Below are 23,719 nucleotides of genomic sequence, written 5' to 3' on the forward strand. Positions count from 1 at the left end.
AAAGTTCGTTTGCGGGCCCGTAAGGCTGAGTTTTGGCTAAACCAAGGCAGCGGCCCGAAATCCTTATCTTTGTTCAAAACCGATTCCGTGTGAATCCTCGGATTCACCTCACGATATAACTTCCCAAGCCGTGGCTTGCACTTCTTGTTCCTCCGGGAGCTGCTCTACGTCGTCTGCCAAGGGCTGCGGCTCCAAAGGCAGCTGCAGCTCTGGTGGCTGCACGCGCCTAAACGTCTTCGACTGGCTGCAGGACGTGGACCTACCCGTTGACTTCAAAGAGTTTGATATAGTTGAAATCCGCTTCAAAGGCGGCCGCAAAGAGTTTTTCCGTAACACCAACCGCCTGCCTCTGGTCACTGGCGACGCCGTCGTGATTGAGGCGGCCGGCAATGGCTGGCATCTGGGGCACGTTTCGCTCAAGGGCGAGCTGGTGCGCCTGCAAATGCGCAAGAAAAAGGTGCCAACCGATTCCAAGGAAATCCGGGGCATTCTGCGCGTGGCCACGCCCCAGGACGTCGAACGCTGGGAAGCCGTGCGCGACCTGGAAACCGGCACCATGTTCCGGGCCCGTTCGGTGGTGGAAGAGCTGCGCTTGAAGATGAAGCTCTCCGACGTGGAGTACCAGGCCGACCGGACCCGCGCCACGTTCTTTTATTCGGCCGACGACCGGGTTGACTTCCGGGACCTGATTAAGCGCCTGGCCGACGAGTTTCGGGTACGGGTCGAAATGCGGCAGATTTCCTTGCGCCACGAAGCCGGCCGCCTCGGTGGTATCGGCTCCTGCGGGCGGGAGCTGTGCTGCTCCACCTGGCTTACCGACTTTAAGAGCGTCAGCACCACCGCGGCCCGCTACCAGAACCTGAGTTTGAACCCGGCCAAGCTGTCGGGGCAGTGCGGCCGCCTCAAGTGCTGCCTCAACTATGAGCTCGATACCTACCTAGATGCCCTGAAGGACATTCCGCAGGTGTCGCGCCCCCTGCAAACCGAGAAAGGGGAGGCCTTTCTGCAGAAAACCGACATCTTCAAGCGCCGCATGTGGTTTGCCTTCCGCGGCGACAATAATTGGGTGATGCTGCCTACCGAGCGGGTGCGCGAAATTCAGGACCTGAACAAGCGGGGCGAAAAGCCGGAAAACCTACTGGCGCCCGTACTGGAAGCCGAAAAGGAGCCGGAAGTATCGGCCCACGTGGAAGGCAACCTTGACCGCCTCGACGATAAAATCAAGGGCAGCAAGCGGCCTAAGCGCAAAAAGAAGAAGGACGGCGGCGCTTCGGCAGCGCCGGCTTCGACCTCCCCGCCAGCCGCGCCCCGCGCCGGCGTCCGCCTGGATGGGGCTGCCAAAGCCCCCGCGCCCATGCCCGCCGACTCGACGGGGGATGCTTCCGGCGAAACCCGGCGCCCCCGTGGCGCCGCGGCCCGGCCGCTGAACCGGCGCAACAACCGCGGTGGCCGTGGCGAAGGGAGCCGCCCGGCGGAAGGCGGCACCAAACCCGAAGGTCGGGAAGGTCGGGAGCCCCGCGAAGGTCGGGCTCCGCGGCCTGAAGGCCAAGGGGAAGCCCGGCCCCCGCGGGGGGAAGGTAGGCCGCCCCGCAACTCCAGCAGCACTCCCGCCGATGGTACGCCACGGCCCCCGCGCGAGGAAAACTCCGAGCGTAGTGGACGCAGCGGCCGTTCGTCGCGCCGCGGACCCCGCCCGCCCCGCCCCGGCGGCGGCTCTGACGGGGCAGGTTCTGGTTCGGCTCCCGCTAGTGCTTCGTAGGATGCGGCACGGACTCAACCTAGTGGCGGGCCTGGCCTTGTTGGTCGGGCTGGCCGCCTGCGACGCGAATCAGGTGTACGAAAAGAACCAGGAGCTCGACAAAGCCGTGTGGACGGTGCAGGAAAAGCCCACGTTCGAGTTCGACATCCAGGACACCACTCAGCGCTACGATATCTACTTCAACATTCGTAACGAGTCGATGTACGGGTATTACAACCTGTACGTGAAGCACACGCTGCTGGACCCCAGCGGCAAGCGGATGTCGCAGCTGCTGCACCAGATGCTGCTGATGGACCCCCAAACCGGCGAACCGCGCGGGCAGGGCTCCGGTGACATCTTCGACCACCAGTTTCTGGCTTTGCGGCAGCAGAAGTTTGCCCAGCCGGGCACCTACCGCGTGGTACTGGAGCAGTACATGCGCCAGGATCAGCTGCCCGGCATTATGGCCGTAGGCGTGCGGGTAGCCAAAGCAGCCGAGTAGGCTTACCGTCGGAAACATAAAAAAGACCTCCCTGGCCGCAGCCGGGGAGGTCTTTTTTATGCCGTTGGCCTCAAAGAAGCCGCCCGCATACAGGCAAACTAGTCGACCAGACGCACGCTAACGGCGTTGAGGCCTTTTTTGCCCTGCTGAACTTCGAATTCTACACGGTCAGCGTCACGAACGGGCTGCTTCAGACCCGTGGCGTGTACGAAGATGTCCTCACCACCGCCGTCCGGCGTGATGAAGCCAAAGCCCTTGGCTTCATTGAAAAATTTGATAATACCGGTACTCATGCTGGAAGATGGTGAGATGAAAGAATGAGGTAAATGTAAGAGGATTTTTTTCGAATCAAATAAGGCTTTCCCGAACCTGGGCCGGGTTATCGGCGGCCACCGGGCCGGCGCCGCAACGGGCGGGAGCGGGCCGTGGCGGCCGGGCCAATAAAAAAACCACCCTGCCCCAGGCAGTGCCGGAGCAGGGTGGCGGCCGCTCAAAGCGGCGAAAAGCAGGGGAGAGGAACCTTAGATACGCTCTACTTTTACGGCGTTCAGGCCCTTTTTGCCCTCAATAACGTCGAAGGTAACCCGGTCATTCTCGCGGATTTCGTGGATCAGGCCAGTCTGGTGGACAAAAATATCCTGGTTAGTGTCATCCTGAACGATGAAACCGAAGCCTTTGGACTCATTAAAAAATTTCACTTTGCCAGTTTTCATAACTAGGGCCTGGTTGTGGTGGTAAAAGGTTGATTATTGAAGTGGCAGTAAAACTAAGCGGATTTTTTAATTGTAGTACACCTCCCGATGAGAATAAAAACCCGGCTGATTAGCTGGTAAAGGCTTTTCTCAACAGTAAATGGCGTTCAGAGCAGTTGATATCAGGCTGTTTTTCATGCCCAAACAAGGTGCTAAACCTGTTAAGCAGCTTCGAAATATAGAGTTTAAGCAATTAAGACTCCGCCACGCGCCAGCGGCCTTTCCGGGGAGGCAAGGCCGCCTTATTGCGAGGTTCCGATACCGGGGCTGCCGTTACGAAGCGGGCTTGAACCGGGCGCTGTTGTCGTGGGCAAACTGGGCAAAAGTGCGGGGCGGGCAGCCGGTAATTTCCTCTACCGCGTTGGTAGTGCCGGCCGTGTAGCCCGCCTTCGACAGGCCGTAGAGTTCCAGCATGGCGTCGCGCATCCAGGCCGGGGCCTGCGCCATGCTTTGGCGGGCGGCTTCCTCGGGCACGTCCACGTACTGCACGGGCCGGCCGGTAGCTTCCCCGATGGCAGCGGCTACTTCGGCGGTGCTCAGGGCCTGCGGGCCGGTTAGCTCGTAGGCCTGGCCCTGGTGGAGGGCAGGGTCGGTGCTGAGGAGGTGGGCGGCCGTGGCAGCAATGTCGCGCACGTCGATGTAGCTTACTTTACCTTCCCCGAGAGGCATGTAGATTTTACCTTCCTGGCAAATGGAATCCGCGTTGTAGTTGCTGAAATTCTGCATGAAGCTGCCCGGTCGCAGAATGGTGTATACCAGGCCGCTCTGCTCCAGGTACCGCTCTATTTCGCGGTGCCAGCGGCCCAGCTGAATGCCCGGCTCGGCATCGGCGCCGGCTGCCGAAAGCCGGACAACGTACTGCACTCCGGCCTGCTTAGCCGCGTCGATGGTGCGCTTGGCTAGCTCTACCTGGTCTTCGGTGAAGGGCGTAATCAGGCACAGACGCTCCACGCCGGTTAGGGCCACGTGCAGGGTTTCGGGCTTGCTGTAGTCGATTTCGACCAGCTGCACCTCGGGGTTGAGGTGCTTGAGCCGGTCGCCCTTAATCAGGGAGTGAACCCCGGCGCGCACGGTCAGGCCGCGGTTGGCCAGGGCTTTGATGAGCTCCGCGCCCACGTTGCCCGTGGCGCCGGTAACCAGAATAGTGTTAGGCATGATGCAAAAGGGTTAGGAGGAGGAAGCCCGGAGTACGGACCAAAATTCACCAGTTACTGGCGGTGCACGGCGCGAAAAATCTTGCCTTTCTCGTTGCTGAACACGAAGTCGTGGTCGTTGATGAATACCAGGGCTTCGGCTTGCCCGCTGGAGGGAATTGGCAGGCAGCTCTTGGCGCCGTCGAACAGCTTGCGGCCCGGAGCCACCTCAATCAGGTACACTTTGCCGTAGCCGAGCAGGGCCACCCGGCGGCCGTTGGGGCTGATGTCGGCGCTGGTTACCCAGGTGTTGATCTGGATACTGTCGACGAGGCGGGCGGCGTAGTTGCCGGGGCGGGCGGGCAGCACGTATTCCTTCACCCACTTGCCCTCGCCGCGGTTTTTGGTGAACAGGTACAGGCTATCCTGATGGTAGTAAAAGGCCTCGCAGTCGAAGTTGCGCTGGGGCTTTTTCGGGGGAAATTTGCGCTGGTCGGGGTAGTGGAAGCGGATGGTGTCGATGTCCTGCAGGGTGGGGCCGCTGAGCCGGTAAATGGCCAGGTTGCGGCGCTTGTTCTGGTTGTTGCCAAAGTCGCCGATGTAGATGCGGTTGGCTTCGTCGCGGGCCAGGTCTTCCCAGTCGTTGTTGGCCAGCGGGTCCAGGCTCAGGGTTTGGAGCAGGTCGCCCTGCTGGGTGACGCGGTAGAGCTTGGCCGTGTTGCCGCCGTCGCCGTGGGTCCACAGGTCGCCGGTGGTGTTGGCTATTTCCAGGCCCGAGCTTTCCACCACTTCCGTTTTGGCCAGGCGGCCCACCTGCTTCACGTCGTAGGCCTGGCTTACTTTCTCGAAGTTGCCCCGGTCCTTATCGTTAGCGCAGCCACAGAGTACGGACTGGATAAATACCAAAACGGGAAACAGCTTGTCACGCAGTAAAAACAGCATTTTGGAAGGTGATTGGCGGAAAAATAAGGCCTTGGCACGGCTGTCAGGGCTTGTGGTCCATACGCAGGCCAGCCGAGAAAGGGCCACCTGGGCGGTAAAAAATATCGGTCAAGTACAAGTGAAAGTTTTTTCAAGCGTCAGATTAACAGTATATTGCTACGATAAACACTCCGCAACTCCGCCTTCTTGATGGTTTTTCGTTACGTTCTGTTGCTGGCCTGCAGCCTGCTCAGCCTCCGCGCCTCGGCCCAGTCGCCCACCTACCTGCTCACCCCTGATACCAGCGTTATGGCCCCGGCGCCGGGCCCGGCGCCGCTGCTGCTCCGGCCCGCCGCGCCGGCCTCGCCCTTGCGCCGCCTGATTCAGCCGGCTGCCCTGCGCGTGGTAGTGCCTTTGTCGCTGATTGGGGTGGCGGCGCTGAGCAGTCAGGACAACGCGCTGCGGCGGGCTAAAATGGAACTTCAGGAAGAAACCCGGGAGGCCTTTCCCACCTTTGATACCCGCCTCGACGACTACACCCGCCACGTGCCGGTAGCGGCGGCCTACGCCCTGCAGCTGGCCGGCGTGAAAGGGGAGCGGGGCGTGGTGCCGTTTACCCTGATTTACCTGCTGGCCCACCAGCTCAATATGGGCGTGACCAGCAACCTGAAGAATATGTGCCGGGAACAGCGCCCCGACATCCCGACCGACTTCAGCTCGTTTCCGTCGTCGCACACCAGTGAGGCCTTTATGACGGCCACGCTGCTGCACGAGCAGTACGGCAAAACCAGCCCCTGGATCAGCTTGGGCGGCTACGCAGTGGCCACGGCCACGGGCACCATGCGGGTGCTGCACAACCGCCACTGGGTAACCGACGTGGTAGCCGGGGCCGGCATCGGGTTTTTGTCGGCCGAAGCGGTGTGGCGCCTCTACCCGGCCCTGACGCGGCTGCTGCCGGCCAAACTGGCCCAGAAATGCCTGCTGATTCCGACCTACGCCCCGGGTGGGGGCGCCGGCCTGGCCCTGACTATTCGGCGCTAACCGGAACTAGAACCGCAGGTAGGGCCGGAGCTTGTCCAGGGTTTCGGCGTCCAGAATCCGGATTTGGCGCAAATCGTCGGGCTGGCGGAAGGGTGGGTGCTGCTGCCGGAAAGCCACAATTACCCGGGCCAGGCGCTTGCCTACGTAAGGGTGAGCCTGTAGCACCTCAAACGGGGCCGCGTTGATTTCCAGCGAAGCGGGTGCAAAGCCCGGGGCCACAAAGGAGTACTTGCGCAGGCTATCCACTAGGTCGGGGGCGTCGCGCAGGCTGTAGATTTCGGCGAGCTGGTCTTCGCGCAAAAAGCCGCCCAACTGCTGGCGGTACTCCACCACCCGCCTAGACAAGCCCCGCCCGATGCCGCGAATCTGCATGAGCTGGGTGGTGTCGGCCGTGTTCAGGTCGAAGGGGGCCAGGTGGGTGGGCTTGCGCGGAAACTTGCCGGCGGGCCGGTCGGCAAAGGCTGGGGCTCCATCCTTATACGAGTGGGCAAACTGCTTTTTCTCCCGGGGCGGCAGCTGGTCGGGCAGCTGGATGTAGGGCGCTAGGCGGGTGTAGACCGAGTCGGGCAGGCCGTAAGTGCGTTTAATCTGCTCTTTAGCTTTAAACCCGCCGATAACGTCCCGAAAGTGCACCACCCGCTGGGCCAGGAAGTGCGAAAGGCCGCGGGCTTCCCAATCCGGCGCCGTTAAGGTATTCGGGTCGAAAGGCGCTAATTGCACCTGGGCCACGGGCTGGTAGCGCGGGTATTTCCGCCGCGGATAACGCGGCGGGAAAGTGCGAACCTGGCGCTGGGCTGCTAGCTCGGCGGCCAGCTGGTCGAGTTCTTGCTGGTCGGGGGCGGGGCTGTAGCGGGGTAGGGCCGGCAAGAGCAGCCAGGGCAAGGCCAGAAACAGCAGAATGAGCAGGAGGAGGCCCACGAAGCCCGAGGTTTCGCGGCGCGAAAATTTAAAATAGCGGCGAATGGGGCGCAGCCAGCCGGCGGCGGAAGGTGGGGTAGGGGTATGTTTCACGAAGGATAGCAGAATAACGGCCGCATAATAAAAAAATAACCGCAGAGCCGATGTGGGGAGTAGCGGTTATTTTTAGGAAGTTAGAAGCCGCACCGCCTCCCGTAAGCTCGACAGCCGAAACTGGGGCGGGGCGCCGCGGCCACAGCAGTATCTGAAACGGGCCGCGGTGCGTAAGTGCCAATTAACCGGCGTTCGGACGTAATATTACGGCCCGTTGCCCGCTACCCGTATTTCGACCCCGCCTGCCATGAGTAAGTCTGCCCCGCGTACCACCGATTTCCTTGACCAACTGGCGGCTGAGCTGCAAGCGTTGCGGGAAACGACCGTCCGGCGCTTCCGGCCCCTGACCGACGACCAGCTCAACCGGCGGCCTGCCCCCGACAAGTGGAGTGTGGGCCAGTGCCTGGAACACCTCAACATTGTGGGGGGGCACTATCTGCCCACCATCAACCGCAAGCTTAAGCAGGCCCAGGAGCGGGGCAGCCGCCCGTCGGATACCGTAAAATCGGGCTTCTTCGGCCGTAAGCTGATTGAGGCCATGCGCCAACCGGCCAGTGAGAAGCCGCTGAAGTCGCCGCAGCAGTACGCGCCCAGCGGCAGCCGCCTGCCCCGCACGGTGGTGGAGGTATTCGGCCGCCAGCTCGACGAGCTCATCAATATTGTGCAGCAGGCCCGGGGCATCAATGCCAACGCCGTGCGGATTCCCAACCCGATTATTCCCCTGCTCTACCTGCGCCTGACCGACCAGCTGGAGTTCATTGTGACCCACTTGCAGCGCCACGTGGCCCAGGCCGAGCGGGTGCTCGACAACAGTCAGAAGTAGCGTAACACTCCTGCACGTGTCGTCCGCATTTCGGGATAAGCTTCCCGAAATGCGGACGATTCTTTTTTCGGCCGCCCCGCTACTGAGTGCTAATGCCATATTGGGGAGCAAAGCAGAGAGGGTTTTGCAAAACGCAAATCCTTACTGCGGGTACCGTTGCGGTTGCCAGGGGAGTCTGTTTATAAGATCTTCAGCGTGGTTTTTCTAAGCAAATACTTGATAAGTAATAGATAAGGGTTGGTGATGCCGGCCGCTCAGTCAATAAGCAAAAGCGGCTGCTCAGCTACCGAAGTCAAGTCGGAAGTAGGGGTGTTTAGCCGGCTTGCCGTAGAGTTTGGCAATATTTTTCGAGCTAGGGCGTGTGGAATAAAGCTCGACTAGGCATCAAAACTTTGCCAACTTGCCCCATCCTTAGCTTATCCTATGCGTCCATTCCTGTTAAGCCTGCTGGCTCTGCTGATGTTATTTTCCAGTGGTTCTTCCCGTTCTCTTCCCCCCGGCAGCGGCGGGCCCAACTCTAAAAAGTGGCAGCAGGTCGACCAGCTGCTGAAAAAAGACCAGACGGCCTCGGCCGCTAAGCTGGTAGAGGAGCTCTACCGCGCTGCCCGCCAGCGTCAGGACACGCCCGAGTACCTGCGGGCCCTGCTCTACAAGCTGCGCCTGCTGGAAGCCAAGGAGGAAAACGCCGACGTAAAGAGCATTGCGCTGGTGGAAGCTGATGTGAAAACCGCTCAGTTTCCGGCCCGGCCCATCCTGCACAGTTTGCTGGCCCAGCTCTACGCCCAGTATTACGACGCCCACCGCTACCAGCTCTACAACCGCACGGCCACGGCCCCCAATGCCGCCGACGCCAGCGCGGCTGATATCCAGACCTGGGACGCAGCCCGCCTGGGCAGCGCCGTGGTGCAGCACTACCGGGCCTCGCTCCACGACGAGCCCCGGCGCCAGCAGAAGCTGCAGCTCGCAGCCCTGGGCTACGCAGTGCGGGGCGGCACCACTGAAAGCCGGCAACTGCGCCCCACGCTCTACGACCTGCTGGCCCACCGCGCCATCGAGGGCCTGGGCAACGACGAGTTCTATATTACCACGCCCGCCGCGCAGTTTGAGCTTCAGGACCCGGCCTTGTTCGGGCCCGCCGCCGACTTTGCCCGCCTGCCCTTGACGGCGCCGGCCGCCGACTCGCTCAACGGCCAGTTTCACGCCCTGCAGGCCTTGCAGCAGCTTACCGCTTTCCGCCTCACCGAGGCGGCCAACCCCGCCGCCCTGGCCGACGTGACGCTGAAGCGGCTGCGCTTCGTGCACCAGCACGCGCAAATGGCCGACAAAGACGCCCTCTACCGCGCGGCCCTGGCCCGGGAGGCGGAGGTCTACCAGAGCCTGCCGATTTCGACGGAGTTTATGGCCGAGCAGGCCCTGAGCCTGGAAGAAACCGAGCCGGCCAAAGCCCACGAGTTGGCTTTGCTGGCCGAAAACCGCTTCCCCAAATCGGTGGGTGGGCGGCGGGCGGCTTCGCTGCGCCAGCGCCTGGAAGCCGTGGAGCTAGACTTTACCACCGAGGAAGTGGTGTTGCCCGGCCAGCCCTGGCTGCTGAAGCTCGACGTGCGCAATGCCCCGCAGCTGTATGCCAAAGCCTACCGGGTAAGCACGGCCCAGGCGGTGCGCACCCGCTTCGACGATACCGACGGGGAAGCCCTGGACTTCCGCAAAACCTACGCCCGAGCCCTGGCGGCCAAACCCGCCGCCGCCTGGCCCCTGGACCTGGCCGGCCCCACGGATTACCGCCGCCACTCGGTGCAGCACGCCGGCCCGGCGCTGCCGGTTGGGCATTACGTAATAGTAATCAGCACCACGGCGGAAAATGCTACCAAAGAGCAGGCTGGCATCAGCACCGCCTACGCCGAGCTGACGGCCAGCTCCCTGAGCCAGGTCCGCCGGAGCTCCGCCCAGGAAGGGCCCGAAGTGCTGGTGCTGGACCGGCAAAATGGCCAGCCCCGAAGCGGGGTTACGGTGTTGCCTTTCTTTCAGTACTACGACCAGAAAGCCCGCCAGTACAAGCGGCGCCGCGGCCCGGCCCAGACGACTACCGCCGACGGCCTGAGCCAGGTCCGGCTGGGCCCGGCCACGGGTGACAACCTACTGCTGCAGGCGGTGCTGCTCACCCAAGGCACCGACTCCCTGCTGACCGGGGAAGACGGCGGCTATAGTCCGCGCTACAACCGCCAGCAGCTGGGCGAGACGGTACAGCGCCAGGTTTTCCTCTACACCGACCGCGCCATCTACCGGCCCGGACAGACGCTTTACTTCAAGGGCATTGCTACCGAAACCCGGGCCGGCAAATCCGTTTTGCTCACCAAGCTGCCCGTGACGGTGCACCTGCGGGACGTGAACGGGCAGGCCGTCCAGACCCTGTCCTTTGTCAGCTCTGACTTCGGCTCCTTCCACGGCTCTTTGGTACTGCCCACGGGCTTGCTCAACGGCGAAATGAGCCTGCAAACCGACTTGGGCAACGCCAGCTTCGCCGTGGAAGACTACAAGCGCCCCACGTTCCAGGTCACCTTCGAGCCCGTGCCGGGTACGCCCGTGCTGGGCCAGACCGTAACCGTGCGCGGCAAAGCCACGGCCTACGCCGGCCAGCCCATCGACGGGGCTACGGTGCAGTACCGGGTGGTGCGCCGCACGCTGTGGCCCCTGTTTGGCCGCGGCTTTGGTGGCCCCCGCGGGCCGGGACAAGTGGAAATCCTGAGCGGAACCACCCAGACCGATTCGGCGGGCGGCTTCACGGTGCAGTTTGTGGCCAAAGGCGAGGCCTTACCCGCCGGTAAGCGCGGCCCCTGGCAGCCCGGCTACGGCTTCGAAATTACGGCCGACGTAACCGACGCGGCTGGCGAAACCCGCACCGGGGAGCAGAGCGTGAGTATTGGGGCCGACGCGCTGAGTTTGCGCTTGGAAATGCCCGAGCTGATAAACCGCGAAAAGCTGCCGCTCCTGCGCCTGCTCAGCACCAACGCGGCCGGCACCCCGCAGCCGACCCGCGGGCAGCTGCGCCTCTACCGCCTCACGCCGCCCGCCGCCGGCTGGCGCCCCCGCCCCTGGCCGCGGCCCGAGCGCGAAGCCCTGAGCCGGGAGGAGTTTAAGCGCCAGTTTTCGCTCGACGCCTACGGCCGGGAAGACAACGACAGCACCTGGGCCCGCACGCTGGTGCTGTCCCAGGAATTTGACACTGAGAAAAGCCCCTTGCTGACCACGCTGCCCGCCGCACTGGCCCAGCAAGCGCCGGGCCGCTACCTACTCGAAGCCACGGCTAGCCCGGGCAAGGAGCCGGTGAAAGCCGAGCACTACTTTACGCTGTACTCGGCTACGGTGGCCACGCTGCCGCTGCCGGCGCCCAACTGGTTTGTGGCCCTGCAAGACAGCGTGGCGCCGGGCCAGCCTGCCCGCTTCCTGGTGGGCAGCTCCGAGGCTGGGGCCCGCATCCTGCTGGAGGCTGAAGCCCAGGGCGAAACCCTGCGCCGCGAGTGGCTGACGCTGGCTGCCAATGAGCAGCGCGTAATCGAAATTCCAGTGGCCCTGGCCCTAGACGGGGAGCAGCTGTATGTGCATATCACTCAGGTGCGCGACAACCGCCTGTACCTGCACACGGCCCAGGTGCAGGTGGCCACGCCGCCCGCCCCGCTGGTGCTGAGCGTAGCCACGTTTCGCGACAAACTCCAGCCGGGCCAGAAGGAAACCTGGCGGGTGACCATTCACCAAGCCGACGGCAAGCCCGCCGCGGCCGAGCTGCTGGCCACGCTCTACGACAAGTCGCTGGACGTTTTCCGGCCTCATTCCTTGCTGCCGCTGGCGTTTCCGGGTACTTATCATCCCGCCTCCTTGGCTTGGAACGGGCGCTTTGGAACGGAGGAATCGACGACCCTGTTCGGCGGCAGCCCCGGCTATGGGTCGGGCTTCTGGCGGCTGTATCCGGGTATCAACTGGTGGGGCTACTTGGCTGAAACGGAAAATGGGGTAAACGAGGAAATTCCCGACCAGGAAGAACTGGAGGATAAGGTGGTGGCCACGCAAACAGTAAAAGGTAACACAGATGCCCCAGACCGGTTTGGTAGTGCTCGACGGGCTGCGCCGATGGCGGCGAAAGCCGAAGTAATGCGGATGGCCGACTCCCAGGCCATGGCCGGCAACAGTGCCCCGGCACCAGCTTCACCACCTGCTGCTGGCGCTGCACCTCAGCCTGACCTATCGGCCGTACAGGCCCGCAAGGACTTTCGCGAAACGGCCTTCTGGCTGCCCGACCTGCGCACCAACGCCCAGGGCGAAACCGTGCTCGAATTCCAGATGCCCGAAGCCGTGACCCGCTGGCAGCTGCTGGCCCTGGCCCACGACCAGCAGCTGCACAGCGGCTTGCTACAGCGGGAATTAGTGACGCAAAAACAGCTGCAGGTAACGCCCAACGCCCCGCGCTTTTTCCGGGAAGGCGACCAGCTGCGCTTCTCGGCCAAGCTCAGCAACCTCACCGACCAGCCCCTGAGCGGCACGGCCCAGCTCTTTCTCTTCGATGCCCGCACCCAGCAGCCAGTGGAAGCCCGGGTGCTGAAAAGTGCCCCCCAACTGCCGTTTTCCCTGCCCGCCAACCAAAGTGCCTCCGTCAGTTGGGAGCTGACTATTCCCGAAACCGCCGAGGGCCAGCTGCCCCTGGAGGCCCTGACCTACCGCGTCGTGGCCCAGGGCCAGGCTACAGCTACTGCCATCGGGAAGAAGCCCAAGCGCACCAAAAACCAGAAACCAACAACCAATACCCAACAGCCAGTCTTCTCCGACGGGGAGGAAAATACCCTGCCGGTGCTGCCCAACCGGATTCTCATCACCGAAAGTCTGCCCTTGCCCATCGTGGGGCCGGCCACCCGGGAGTTTGAGCTTAAAAAGCTGACCAGCACCACTTCGGCCACCCGCCGCAACTACTCCCTGACGCTGGAAATGACCCAGAACCCGGCCTGGTACGCGGTGCAGGCCCTGCCGTACCTGACCGAGTATCCCTACGAATGCTCGGAGCAGGTCTTTAGTCGTTTGTATGCCAACTTGCTGGCGGCCAAAATTCTGCAGAGCAACCCCCGCATCCGGCCAGTGCTGGACGAGTGGAAGCGGGCTGCTCAAAGCGGCGACAAGGCTGCCCTGACCAGCAAGCTGGAGCAAAACCAGGAGCTGAAAAGCCTGCTGCTCCAGGAAACGCCCTGGGTGCGCGACGCCCAATCGGAAACCGAGCGGATGCGCCGCCTCACGGAGCTCTTCGACGAAACCCGCCTCAAAACCGAAACCAGCCGGGCCTTGACCAAGCTGGCCAAGATGCAGAGTCCGAATGGGGCCTTCCCTTGGTTTGAGCGGATGCCCGATGACCGCTACATCACCCAGCTCATCGTGGCCGGCTTCGGCAAATTGCAGCGCCTGGGCGCCTTCTCGGCCACTCAGGACGCCCAAGCCGGCCCGATTCTGAGCCGGGCGTTGAGCTACCTCGACAAGCAGCTACAGCACGACTACGCCGAGCTGCGCCGCCAGAAAGGCGTGGATTTGAAGCAGAATCACCTCCACGACCTGCAGATTCAGGCCCTGTACGCCCGCAGCTTCTGGCCCGCGCCGGCCCTGGCCCGCGCCGACCAGCCCGCCTACGCTTACTACCAGCAGCAGGCCGCCGCGTTCTGGCCCGACCAGACGCGCTACCTCCAGGCCCAGATTGCCCTGGCTTTGCACCGCCAGAAAGCGCAGCCCGCCGCCGTAAAAGACATTCTGACGGCCCTGGCCCAAAACGCCCTGCACTCCGACGAGCTGGGCATGTACTGGAAGGAAGTGCGCGGCGGCTACTACTGGCGCGAGGCCCCGACCGAAACCCAGGCCACGCTCATCGAAGCCTTCGACGAGGTGCAGAACGACCAGCGGGCCGTGGATGAAATGAAGCTCTGGCTGCTCAAGCAGAAGCAAACCCAGAACTGGCCCAGCACCCGCGCCACCGCCGACGCCTGCTACGCCCTGCTCTTGCGTGGCTCCGACTGGCTCCAGCCCGTTCAGCCCCTGCAAATCACGCTCGGCGGCGTAGCGGCTCCCGCGCCCAAAACCCAGCAGGCCGGCACCGGCTACTTCAACACTACCTTCGACGCGGCCAGCATCCGGCCCGAGCAAGGCAAAGTGACTGTGCGTAAAACCGACGCGGGCGTGGCCTGGGGGGCGCTCTACTGGCAGTATTTCGAGCAGATTGACCAGGTAACGGCCGCCACGGCTGGCCTGCAGCTGGAGCGCCAGTTCTACCGGGAGCAGCGCACCGCCGGCGGCCCCGTGCTGGAGCCCCTCACGGCCGCCTCGCCCCTGCGGGTGGGCGACGTGCTGGTAGTGCGCCTGGTGCTACGCGCCGACCGGGACCTGGAGTATGTGCACCTGAAGGACCAGCGCGCCGCGGGCCTGGAGCTCGTGGCCCAAACCTCGGGCTACCGCTACCAGGGCGGGCTGGGCTACTACGAGAGCCCGCGGGATGCGGCCACCAACTTTTTCATCAGCTACTTTCCCAAGGGCACCCACACCTTCGAATACCGGCTGCGGGCGGCCCAGAGCGGCAATTTCTCGGGCGGGCTGAGTCAGCTCCAGTGCCTGTACGCGCCGGAGTTTGCGGCGCACTCGGCCGGCACCCGGGTGCGGGTCGAGCCACTTGGCGATAAGTAGAACAAATTGGATTTTTTAGGATGAAATGTCGCTCCAGGTAGGTGTAAAGGCCTTTGGCAGAGTTTAAATGAGCACAGGGTTTGGTAGTAAAAAATGGCAATAGTAATTTTGCCATTTCCAAGCCCTTTGACCTGTTAGCAATGCGGATACTATATGTTGTGGCGGGCCTGCTGTTTTTCAGCGCGCCAGCCTTTGCACAAGGAGGAAAAAAAACGGTTTCGACCGACCATAAAGGCCAGGTAGCGCTGCCCGTGACGGCCACGCTGCCCGGCGAGGAAAAGCTCTCGGCCCAGGAGCGCGCCGAGCGCGACTTCCTGATGCCCGTGCGGCGCAAGCAGGCCGCGGCCCTCAAAGCGGCGGCTCAGGAAGAGGCCACCAGCCAGCAGGCTGCCGCCAGCGCCGAAATGACGGCCCGTAACTTTATTGGGCCGGAAGAAGCTAAGCCCGAGGAAGCCGCGGCCCCGGCCGCCAAGCCCGCTGCCCGGCCCCACACCACCCACCGGCGCCGCTCTACGCACCATTCGTCCAGCTCCTCGGCCCGCCGCTCATCCTCGAAAAAGAAGAGCAGCGCCAGCCGCAAGAAAAGCGGCTCGAAAAAGAAGACCAGCTCCACCAAGAAAAAGAGCTCGACCAAGAAGAAAAGCAGCAGCTCCAAAAAGCGGCGGCGCTAATCGTACTTCGCCCCGAAAGGCAACAAAAAAGGAGAACCAGTGTGGTTCTCCTTTTTTGTTGTCAAAAGCGGCGCTGCCTAGGTGCCCTGGGGCATAAGGCGCACTACCAGGCCGTCGAGGCGGTTGGTGATGCGAATCTGGCAGGAAAGGCGGCTGCCCTGGGTCATCACGGGCAGGCTTTCGAGCATGGCCAGCTCGTCGTCGCCGGGCTCATCGAGGGCGGGACCGGCCAGCACTTCTACGTGGCAGGTGCCGCACAGGGCCATGCCGCCGCAAGTGGCCTGAATATCGTAGCCGCTGGCCTTGAGCACTTCCATCACGCTCAGGGCCATGTCGGTGGGGGCCACTACTTCGCGCCGCTGCCCGGGCGCTTCCTCTACATATATGCGTACTTCGTCGGTCATCTTCTTGGTGGTTAATTGTTAGTTGTTGGTTGTCAGTTGTTAGTGTCGGCAGTTAAGAACCAAAACCTAACAACTGACAACCAACAACTAACAACCAAAAACTACAGCGTGGGCACCCCGTTTACGGTGGTGTATTTGAGGACGTAGCGCTTGTCGGGGAACATGTACTTGTAGGCACCCTGGGCCATGAGGGCCGCCTCGTGGAAGCCGCAGAGAATGAGCTTGAGCTTGCCGGGGTAGGTGTTGATGTCGCCGATGGCGAAGATGCCGGGCACCGAGGTCGAGTAGTCCAGGGTGTTGACTTTCACCGCGTCGTCTTCGAGCTCCAGGCCCCAGTCGCCAATCGGGCCGAGCTTGGGCGTGAGGCCGAAGAGCGGGATAAAGGCATCCACGGGCAGCGTTTCGGCGGTGCCGTCGTTGGCCGTGATGGTCACGGCTTCCAGGCTGTCCTGCCCGTGCACGTGGGTCACGTTCGACGACAAGACCAGGCGGGCCCGGCCGGCTTCGTGCAGCTTCTGCACCTTCTCGGCCGAGTCGGCGGCGCCGCGGAAAGTGGTACCGCGGTGCACCAGGGTTACTTCCTTGGCCACGTCGGCCAGGAAGATGGTCCAGTCGAGGGCCGAGTCGCCGCCGCCGGCAATGACGATGCGCCGGTCGCGGAAGGTTTCCGGGTCGCGCACCATGTAGTACACGCCGCGGCCGCCTTCGTAGGTTTCCAGGCTTTCCACGGCGGGCTTGCGGGGCTCAAACGAACCCAGGCCACCGGCAATGGCAATGGCTTTGCAGAAGATTTCGGTACCGTCGGTGGTGAAGAGCTGGAACGTGCCGTCTTCGAGCTTGGCCAGGCGCTCCACCCGCTCGCCGAGCGTGAAGGTGGGGTGGAAGGGCTCAATCTGCCGCATCAGGTTCTGGACCAAGTCCCCGGCCAGGATGTCGGGGAAGCCGGGAATGTCGTAAATCGGCTTCTTGGGGTAAATTTCGGAAAGCTGCCCACCCACCTGGGGCAGGGCATCTACCACGTGGCAGCGTAGCTTGAGCAAGCCCGCTTCGAACACCGCAAATAAGCCCACTGGGCCCGCCCCGATAATGCAGATATCGGTAGAAATGGAATTGGTCATGAACTAAGCAATAAGATGAGCAGCCGGCGCGGCCAGAAGCTTAACAACTAAGCCGCCGGAAACGTTGGCTGAGACGTCGATTTGGCGCAGTAAAACCACGCAAAACACCACAACGCGTGGCAACTTTATTCCTGGGAAGAAAAGCCTGACGGGGCGCAAAGATACAAACAAGCGGGGCGTTTTCGCAGCTTGCTTCAGGCTTTGCTCAGCCAGGCACTGGCTGCTTCCAGGGTATTGAAATAGCGAAAATCCAGGGGCTGAGTCAGCGCGTCGCCCACGGCCCGGGCGGCCAGTCGGCCCAGCGGCGTCTGGTTTTCTACGATGGCGCAGTGGCTGTACCCTGCTTCCTGCATGGCCCGCGGAATCCACTGCTGGGCTATCCAGTGCTGGGCCGAAAGCGGCAGAGGCTGGCGCAGGCGGTGGTCGGTGAGCAGCTTGCCGGTGCGGTGGTGCTTGAGGGCCTGCAGCGTGTGCTCATAGATGGCCTGCAGTTCCTGCTCCTGGCAGGCCACATTGGCCCACACCAGCAGAATGTAGCCCTGGCTGTCGTAGGAAATGGTGCACAGGGCATTGTGAAAATAAATGGACGAAACGGAAGTGGGCAATAACATGCTACAAAGAAAAGCGCTTTGGTGAACATGCCGCACGGAATGTTACCAAAGCGCTATATAGTAGGGACCAACGCGCCGTTTAGGCAAACATTCCTACTGCGTCCTTGCTCGGCAGCGCCGTTTTGCCACTCAGCAGCGCATCCACCCGGCGGGCCACTTCCCGGCCTTCGGATATGGCCCACACCACCAACGACTGGCCCCGGCGCATGTCGCCGGCCACGAACACCCCGGCCCGGCTGGTTGAAAAGTCGCCCTCGGCCGCCCGCACGTTGCCCCGGTCGTCGAGGGCCACGCCTAGCTGCTGAAGCAGGCCTTCGTACTGCGGAGCGGCAAAGCCCAGGGCCAGCAGCACCAGCGTGCAGGGAATTTCCCGCGCCGAGCCCTCAATTTCGGTGAAGCGGATGCGGCGACCCAGCACGTCGGTTTCCCAGGTGACGTCGGTGACTAATAAAGCCCGCAGCTGCCCGTTTTCGTCGGCCAGAAAGGCCTTGGTATTGACGCCCCAGTAGCGCTGGCAGCCTTCCTCGTGGGAAGTACTGGTCCGGAAAATGGCCGGCTCCTGGGGCCAGGGCGTGTGGGCGGGCCGCTCGGTGCCGGGTTGGTGCATGAGGGCAAACTGGGTGACGGAGCGGGCCCGCTGCCGGTTGGCCGTGCCCACGCAGTCGGAGCCCGTGTCGCCGCTGCCGATGACCACCACGTCCTGCCCCTCGGCCCAGAGGGCTTCGCCGCTTACTTCCAGGTTGCTCACCCGGCGGTTGTGCTGGGTGAGGTAGTCCATAGCGAAGTGAATGCCCGGTAACTCCCGGCCCGGAATCGTCAGGTCGCGCGGGACGGTGGCCCCGCCGGCCAGTACCACCGCGTCGAAGTTGCGGGTCAGCTCCTCGGCGGGCAAGTCTTTGCCGATTTCGGTATTGCAGCGAAACACCACGCCGTCGTCTTGCAAGAGCTGAATCCGGCGGTCAATTACCCATTTGTCGAGCTTGAAATCGGGAATACCGTAGCGCAGCAGCCCGCCGGGCCGGTCGTCGCGCTCAAAGACCGTGACGCTGTGGCCGGCCTTGGTGAGCTGGGCCGCCGCGGCCAGCCCGGCTGGGCCCGAGCCCACCACGGCCACCGTTTTGCCCGACTTCAGTACCGGGGCCGTGGGCTGCACGTAGCCCTTGCTGAAGGCAATTTCGATGATGTGCTTCTCAATTTCCTCGATGGCCACCGGGGCCGAATGAATGCTCAGCACGCAGGCCGACTCGCAGGGCGCGGGGCAGATGCGGCCGGTGAATTCGGGGAAATTATTGGTTGAGGACAGAATCTGGTAGGCCGCGTGCCAGTCCTGCTGATGCACTGCGTCGTTGAATTCGGGGATGATATTGCCCAGCGGGCAGCCGGCGTGGCAAAACGGAATGCCGCAGTCCATGCAGCGGGCGGCCTGCTGGTGCAGCTGGGGCTCGGAGTAGAGCCCCACAAACTCATTGTTGTGCTGCACCCGCTCCTGGGGGGCGGCCTTGGGCGGCAGCTCCCGACTAAATTCCTTGAAACCGGTAACGTGTCCCATGTTGCTTATCGGTGGTAGTCATGTGAGGGCAGGGAAACCGCCGCCTTTTCTGGCCGTAGCAGCGCCCAGAACTTCAGTTTCGCCCGAAGGAGGTTTCCGCTGCCCTGCACATGACGTTCGTGTTGATGATAAAATGGCCTAGCGGGCCGTGGCGTACTGGGCCTGCTGCAGTACTTTTTTGTATTCGGAAGGAAAAACTTTCACGAAGCGGCCGGCTTCCTCGCCCCAGTTGCCCAGCAGGTAGCCCGCCAGCTGACTGCCGGTGAGCTGCTGGTGCTTGCGCAGCAGGGCCTGAATCTGGGCTTCGTCGTCGGCGTCGAGCGGGTCGAGTTCCACCATTTCCTGGTTGCAGTTGTCGGGAAACGTGCCGTCGGGGTCGTAGACCCAGGCAATGCCCCCGCTCATGCCGGCGGCGAAGTTGCGGCCCGTGCGGCCCAGAATCAGGGCCCGGCCGCCGGTCATGTACTCGCAGCCATGGTCCCCGACGCCCTCCACCACGGCCGTGGCCCCGGAATTGCGCACCGCAAACCGCTCCCCGGCCTGTCCGCGCACGAACAGCTCGCCGGAAGTAGCGCCGTAGAGGGCCACGTTGCCGATGATGATGTTGTGCTCGGGCACAAACTTGCCGTCGGCGGCCGGGAAAATGGCCAGCTGGGCCCCGGAAAGGCCCTTGCCCACGTAGTCATTGGCCTCGCCTTCCAGCGCAAACGACAAGCCCTTGACGCTGAAGGCCCCGAAGCTTTGCCCCGCCGAGCCCTGGAACCGGTAGTTGACGGTATTCTCGGGCAGGCCGGCGGCGTGGTAGCGCTTGGCAATTTCGTTGGAAAGCAGCGTGCCGATGGTCCGGTCGGTGTTGCGGACCGGAAACTCGGCAAACACCGGAATCCGCTCCTCCAGGGCCGGGGCGGCGTGGTGCAGCAGCTGCCAGTCGAGAATATTGTCCAGGCCGTGGTCCTGGGCTTCACTGTGGTAGAGCGTGCCGCCCGAGGGGTTAGCAGCCGGTTGGAGCACGCCCGATAAATCGAGGTGGCGGGCTTTCCAGTGCGAAATTCCCTCGCGCACTTTCAGAAACTGGGTGCGGCCCACCATTTCGTGGATGGTGCGGAAGCCCAGCTCAGCCATGATTTCGCGCAACTCCTCGGCCAGGAAGCGGAACAGATTCACAATGTGCTCGGGCTGCCCGCTGAAAAGCTTGCGCAGCTCCGGGTCTTGGGTAGCCACGCCCACAGGGCAGGTGTTGAGGTGGCACTTGCGCATCATCACGCAGCCGCCGGCTACCAGCGCGGCCGTGGCCACGCCCCATTCCTCGGCGCCCAGCAAGGCCGCCACGGCCAGGTCCCGGCCGGTTTTCATCTGCCCGTCGGCTTGCAGCACCACCCGGCTGCGGAGCTGATTGCGCAGCAAGGTCTGGTGGGCTTCGGCCAAACCCAGCTCCCAGGGCAGACCAGCGTGCTTGATGGAACTGATGGGCGAAGCGCCGGTGCCGCCGTCGTAGCCGGCAATCAGAATTACGTCGGCATGAGCCTTGGCCACGCCCGCCGCAATGGTGCCCACGCCGGCCTTGCTCACCAGCTTCACGTTGATGCGGGCCGCGCGGTTGGCGTTTTTCAAATCGAAGATAAGCTGGGCCAGGTCCTCAATGGAGTAGATGTCGTGGTGGGGTGGGGGCGAAATAAGGCCCACGCCGGGCGTGGCGTGCCGGGTTTTGGCAATCCAGGCGTCCACCTTGTGGCCCGGCAGCTGCCCGCCTTCCCCCGGTTTGGCGCCCTGGGCCATCTTGATCTGCAGCTCGTCGGCGTTGGTCAGATAGTGAGCCGTGACGCCGAAGCGGGCCGAAGCAATCTGCTTGATGGCCGAGCGCATAGAGTCGCCGTTGGGCAGCTTTTCGTAGCGCATCGGGTCCTCGCCGCCTTCGCCGGTGTTGCTTTTGCCGCCGATGCGGTTCATGGCAATGGCCAGGGTGCTGTGGGCTTCGTGCGAAATCGAACCAAACGACATAGCCCCAGTGGCAAACCGCTTCATGATGCTTTCGGCCGGCTCCACTTCGTCAATCGAAATAGAAGGCCGGTGGCGGGCGAAATCCAGCAGGCCGCGCAGCGTAAACATCCGCTCCGGCTGCTCATTGACCAGCTTGGCGTAGCGCTGGTAGGTTTCGTAGTTGCCGGTGCGCGTCGCCAGCTGCAGCAAATGCACCGTTTCGGGGTTGAACATGTGAGCCTCACCCCGGCGCCGCCACTGGTACACGCCGCCGTCGGGCAAGAGCTGCTGCTCCTCGGGCGTGCTGCTCTTGAAGCCCTGAAAGTGCTTGTAGAGGGTTTCACGGGCAATTTCATCCAGCCCCAGCCCGCCGATGCGGGTCACGGCGCCGGTGAAGTAGTGGTCCACCACTGCCTGATTCAGCCCCAGAATCTCGAATACCTGGGCCCCGTGGTAGCTCTGCAGCGTGCTGATGCCCATCTTGGAAAAGATCTTCAGCAGCCCGTCGCACACGGCCTTCACGTAGTTTTTCACCAGTTGCCCGGCGTCCTGACTGGTGTTGAAGCCGCCGCCCTGCTGCGTGGTCTGAATCGTGGCCAGGGCCAAGTACGGGTTGATGGCCGTGGCCCCGAAAGAGAGCAGGCAGGCAAAGTGGTGCACTTCCCAAATATCCCCGGCCTCGACCACCAAGCCCACCGAGCCCCGGTGGCCCTTGCGAATCAAATGGTGGTGCACCGCCGACACGGCCAAGAGCGACGGAATCGGGGCGTGCTTGGAATCCAGGCCGCGGTCCGAGAGAATCAGCACCTCGAAGCCGTCCTTCACCGCGTCCTCGGCGTAGCGGCACAGCCGCGAGAGGCCGTCCTGCAAGGAGCCAGGCTTACCGTCGGCCTTGAAGTAGGAAAGCAGCGTTTTGGCATTGAACATGCCCGTATCGATGCTGCGCAGCTTTTCCAGCTCGTGGTTGGTCAGAATGGGCTGGCGCAGCGCCACGCAGTGGCAGTGCATCTTATCCTCGTCGAGGATGTTGCCGTTGTTGCCAATAAACGTGGCCAGACTCATCACCAGCCGCTCCCGAATCGGGTCAATCGGCGGGTTGGTGACCTGGGCAAAGAACTGCTTGAAATAGCTGCTCAAATGCTGGGGTTGGTCGGAGAGGATAGCCAGGGGCACGTCCACGCCCATCGAGCCGATGGGTTCCTTGCCCTCCAGGGCCATGGGCGTGATAATCGTGTCGATGTCCTCCCGGGTGTAGCCGAATACCTGGTGGTATTTGAACACCGAGTCAGCGGCCAAGTCGGTAAACACCTGCCGGGGCTCAGGCAGCTCTTCCAGCCGAATCTGGTAGTCGGTGAGCCACTGGCCGTAGGGCTGCTGGGCCGCCGCCTGGGCCTTGATGCCCTGGTCGGTGATAATCTGGCCGGCCACGGTGTCGATGAGCAGCATCTTGCCCGGCTGCAACCGGCCTTTCTGAATGACGGTCGACTCGGGAATGCCCAGCACACCAGCTTCGGAAGCCACCATCACCCGGCCGTCGTCCGTTACCACGTAGCGCAACGGCCGCAGTCCGTTCCGGTCCAGCATGGCCCCGATTTTCTGCCCGTCGGTGAAAATCAGCGCCGCCGGACCGTCCCAGGGAGCCATAAACGTGGCGTGAAACTCATAAAAGGCCTTTTTCCACGGGTCCATCTGGGTGTTGCCATCCCAGGCTTCGGGCACCAGCATCATCATCACGTGGGGCAAGGAGCGGCCCGAGTGCAGCAGGATTTCCACGATATTATCCAGGCAGGCCGAGTCCGACTGCCCTTCGTCGATAACGGGCAGCAGCATGTCCATTTCCTCACTGGAGAAGTACGGCGACACGTAGCTGCGCATGCCGGCGTAAAACCAGTTCAGATTGCCCCGCAGCGTGTTGATTTCGCCATTATGAGCCAGCAACCGGAAGGGCTGGGCCAGCTTCCACGAGGGAAACGTGTTGGTCGAAAAGCGCGAATGGACCATGCCAAAGGCCGAAGTGACCCGCGCATCGGTCAAGTCGGGGAAGTAGCCGCGCACCTGGTAGGTCGTGAGCTGGCCCTTGTACACGATGGTTTTACACGACAGGGACGTGAAGTAAAAGTCGCCGCCGGCCTTGAGGTTGGCTTCCAGCACCAGCTTGCTGATGTAGCGCCGCAGCACGTAGAGCTTCCGCTCAAAATCATCGGCGGTAGCAATGCCGGCGGGCCGGCCAAAGAACACCTGCTCCATGTCGGGCTCGGCGGCCAGGGCCGTGGGCCCAATGCCGGCGGGATTCACCGGCACCGGCCGGAAGCCCAGCACGGGCATGCCCAGCCGGGCGGCGGCCTCGTGAATCAGTTGACGGCAGGCTTCCTTGGTGGAGTGCTTTTTGGGCAGAAACAGCATGCCCACGCCGTAGCTGCCGGGCTCGGGCAGCCGAATGCTTAGGGCCGTGCATTCTTCCAGGAAAAACCAGTGGGGGAGCTGCAGCAAGATGCCGGCCCCGTCGCCGGAATCAGAGTCGCAGCCGCAGGCCCCGCGGTGCTCCATGTTTTCCAGCATGGTCAGGGCATCGTCGATAATCTGGTGCGACTTCTGCCCGTTGAGAAAGGTAATAAAGCCGGTGCCGCAGGCATCGTGCTCAAATTCGGGGCGGTACAGACCCTGCGCGCTGGTATCGGGTTTCATCGGAAATCGGTGTCGTGGGGAGTCCGTCGGCCGGTGGAGGCAGGCCGAAATGGCAAGATATTCCCCCACCCGAAGCCGGCACGC

General features: G+C 62.9%; 16 protein-coding genes. 6 read left to right on the forward strand and 10 right to left on the reverse strand.

Going from position 1 to position 23,719, the window contains the following annotated elements:
- Positions 1-130 precede the first annotated feature (130 nt).
- Both ricT and CLV45_RS16000 read left to right on the forward strand, forming a co-directional pair.
- Entirely contained in the window at positions 131-1,759 is a 1,629-nt protein-coding gene (gene ricT / locus CLV45_RS15995; RefSeq protein WP_100337460.1) for a PSP1 domain-containing protein, read from the forward strand.
- 1 nt (position 1,760) lies between these two features.
- Positions 1,761-2,240 carry a gliding motility lipoprotein GldH gene (locus CLV45_RS16000; protein WP_100337461.1) on the forward strand — a complete coding sequence of 160 codons (480 nt, stop codon included), beginning with the start codon at positions 1,761-1,763 and terminating at the stop codon, positions 2,238-2,240.
- A 98-nt stretch (positions 2,241-2,338) separates the two neighbouring features.
- Here CLV45_RS16000 and CLV45_RS16005 read toward each other — a convergent pair whose 3' ends face one another.
- The 4 genes from CLV45_RS16005 to CLV45_RS16020 form a co-directional block, all read right to left on the reverse strand.
- Positions 2,339-2,533, reverse strand: coding sequence for a cold-shock protein (locus tag CLV45_RS16005; RefSeq protein ID WP_100337462.1), 195 nt, complete (start codon positions 2,531-2,533; stop codon positions 2,339-2,341).
- A gap of 228 nt (positions 2,534-2,761) precedes the next feature.
- Positions 2,762-2,953, reverse strand: coding sequence for a cold-shock protein (locus tag CLV45_RS16010; protein ID WP_100337463.1), 192 nt, complete (start codon positions 2,951-2,953; stop codon positions 2,762-2,764).
- A 312-nt stretch (positions 2,954-3,265) separates the two neighbouring features.
- Positions 3,266-4,147 (reverse strand): SDR family oxidoreductase, encoded by an 882-nt coding sequence (locus CLV45_RS16015; protein WP_100337464.1) that lies wholly within the window; start codon positions 4,145-4,147, stop codon positions 3,266-3,268.
- 53 nt (positions 4,148-4,200) lie between these two features.
- The gene (locus CLV45_RS16020; protein ID WP_100337465.1) at positions 4,201-5,067 is read right to left on the reverse strand and encodes a hypothetical protein; all 867 of its coding nucleotides are present in this window, start codon (positions 5,065-5,067) and stop codon (positions 4,201-4,203) included.
- Positions 5,068-5,256: 189 nt separating this feature from the next.
- Here CLV45_RS16020 and CLV45_RS16025 point away from each other — a divergent pair, with 189 nt between their 5' ends.
- On the forward strand, positions 5,257-6,087 hold the full coding sequence (locus CLV45_RS16025; RefSeq protein ID WP_100337466.1) for a phosphatase PAP2 family protein: 831 nt from the start codon (positions 5,257-5,259) through the stop codon (positions 6,085-6,087).
- A gap of 6 nt (positions 6,088-6,093) precedes the next feature.
- On the opposite strand, the gene CLV45_RS16030 is transcribed toward CLV45_RS16025, so the two are convergent.
- A complete protein-coding gene (locus tag CLV45_RS16030) occupies positions 6,094-7,098 on the reverse strand; it encodes a ComEA family DNA-binding protein (RefSeq protein WP_100337467.1) in 1,005 nt (334 codons plus the stop codon).
- Between the two features lie 247 nt (positions 7,099-7,345).
- On the opposite strand from CLV45_RS16030, the gene CLV45_RS16035 reads away from it, so the two are divergent.
- The 3 genes from CLV45_RS16035 to CLV45_RS16045 all read left to right on the forward strand — a co-directional run bounded on the left by CLV45_RS16035 (position 7,346) and on the right by CLV45_RS16045 (position 15,291).
- Positions 7,346-7,921, forward strand: coding sequence for a DinB family protein (locus CLV45_RS16035; RefSeq protein WP_100337468.1), 576 nt, complete (start codon positions 7,346-7,348; stop codon positions 7,919-7,921).
- A gap of 423 nt (positions 7,922-8,344) precedes the next feature.
- Positions 8,345-14,620, forward strand: a complete 6,276-nt coding sequence (locus tag CLV45_RS16040) for an alpha-2-macroglobulin family protein (RefSeq protein WP_100337469.1) — start codon at positions 8,345-8,347, stop codon at positions 14,618-14,620.
- Between the two features lie 140 nt (positions 14,621-14,760).
- The gene (locus CLV45_RS16045) at positions 14,761-15,291 is read left to right on the forward strand and encodes a hypothetical protein (RefSeq protein WP_157807577.1); all 531 of its coding nucleotides are present in this window, start codon (positions 14,761-14,763) and stop codon (positions 15,289-15,291) included.
- 77 nt (positions 15,292-15,368) lie between these two features.
- Here CLV45_RS16045 and CLV45_RS16050 read toward each other — a convergent pair whose 3' ends face one another.
- The 5 genes from CLV45_RS16050 to gltB all read right to left on the reverse strand — a co-directional run bounded on the left by CLV45_RS16050 (position 15,369) and on the right by gltB (position 23,635).
- Positions 15,369-15,695, reverse strand: a complete 327-nt coding sequence (locus CLV45_RS16050; RefSeq protein ID WP_100337471.1) for a 2Fe-2S iron-sulfur cluster-binding protein — start codon at positions 15,693-15,695, stop codon at positions 15,369-15,371.
- A gap of 101 nt (positions 15,696-15,796) precedes the next feature.
- Entirely contained in the window at positions 15,797-16,813 is a 1,017-nt protein-coding gene (locus CLV45_RS16055; RefSeq protein WP_100337472.1) for an NAD(P)/FAD-dependent oxidoreductase, read from the reverse strand.
- Positions 16,814-17,007: 194 nt separating this feature from the next.
- Positions 17,008-17,424: a SpoIIAA family protein gene (locus tag CLV45_RS16060; RefSeq protein WP_100337473.1), complete on the reverse strand. Its 417-nt coding sequence runs from the start codon at positions 17,422-17,424 to the stop codon at positions 17,008-17,010.
- 79 nt (positions 17,425-17,503) lie between these two features.
- Positions 17,504-18,973, reverse strand: coding sequence for a glutamate synthase subunit beta (locus CLV45_RS16065; RefSeq protein ID WP_100337474.1), 1,470 nt, complete (start codon positions 18,971-18,973; stop codon positions 17,504-17,506).
- 138 nt (positions 18,974-19,111) lie between these two features.
- Entirely contained in the window at positions 19,112-23,635 is a 4,524-nt protein-coding gene (gene gltB / locus CLV45_RS16070) for a glutamate synthase large subunit (RefSeq protein WP_100337475.1), read from the reverse strand.
- Positions 23,636-23,719 lie beyond the last annotated feature (84 nt).

The organism is Hymenobacter chitinivorans DSM 11115, assembly GCF_002797555.1.
Taxonomy (GTDB): Bacteria; Bacteroidota; Bacteroidia; order Cytophagales; family Hymenobacteraceae; genus Hymenobacter; species Hymenobacter chitinivorans.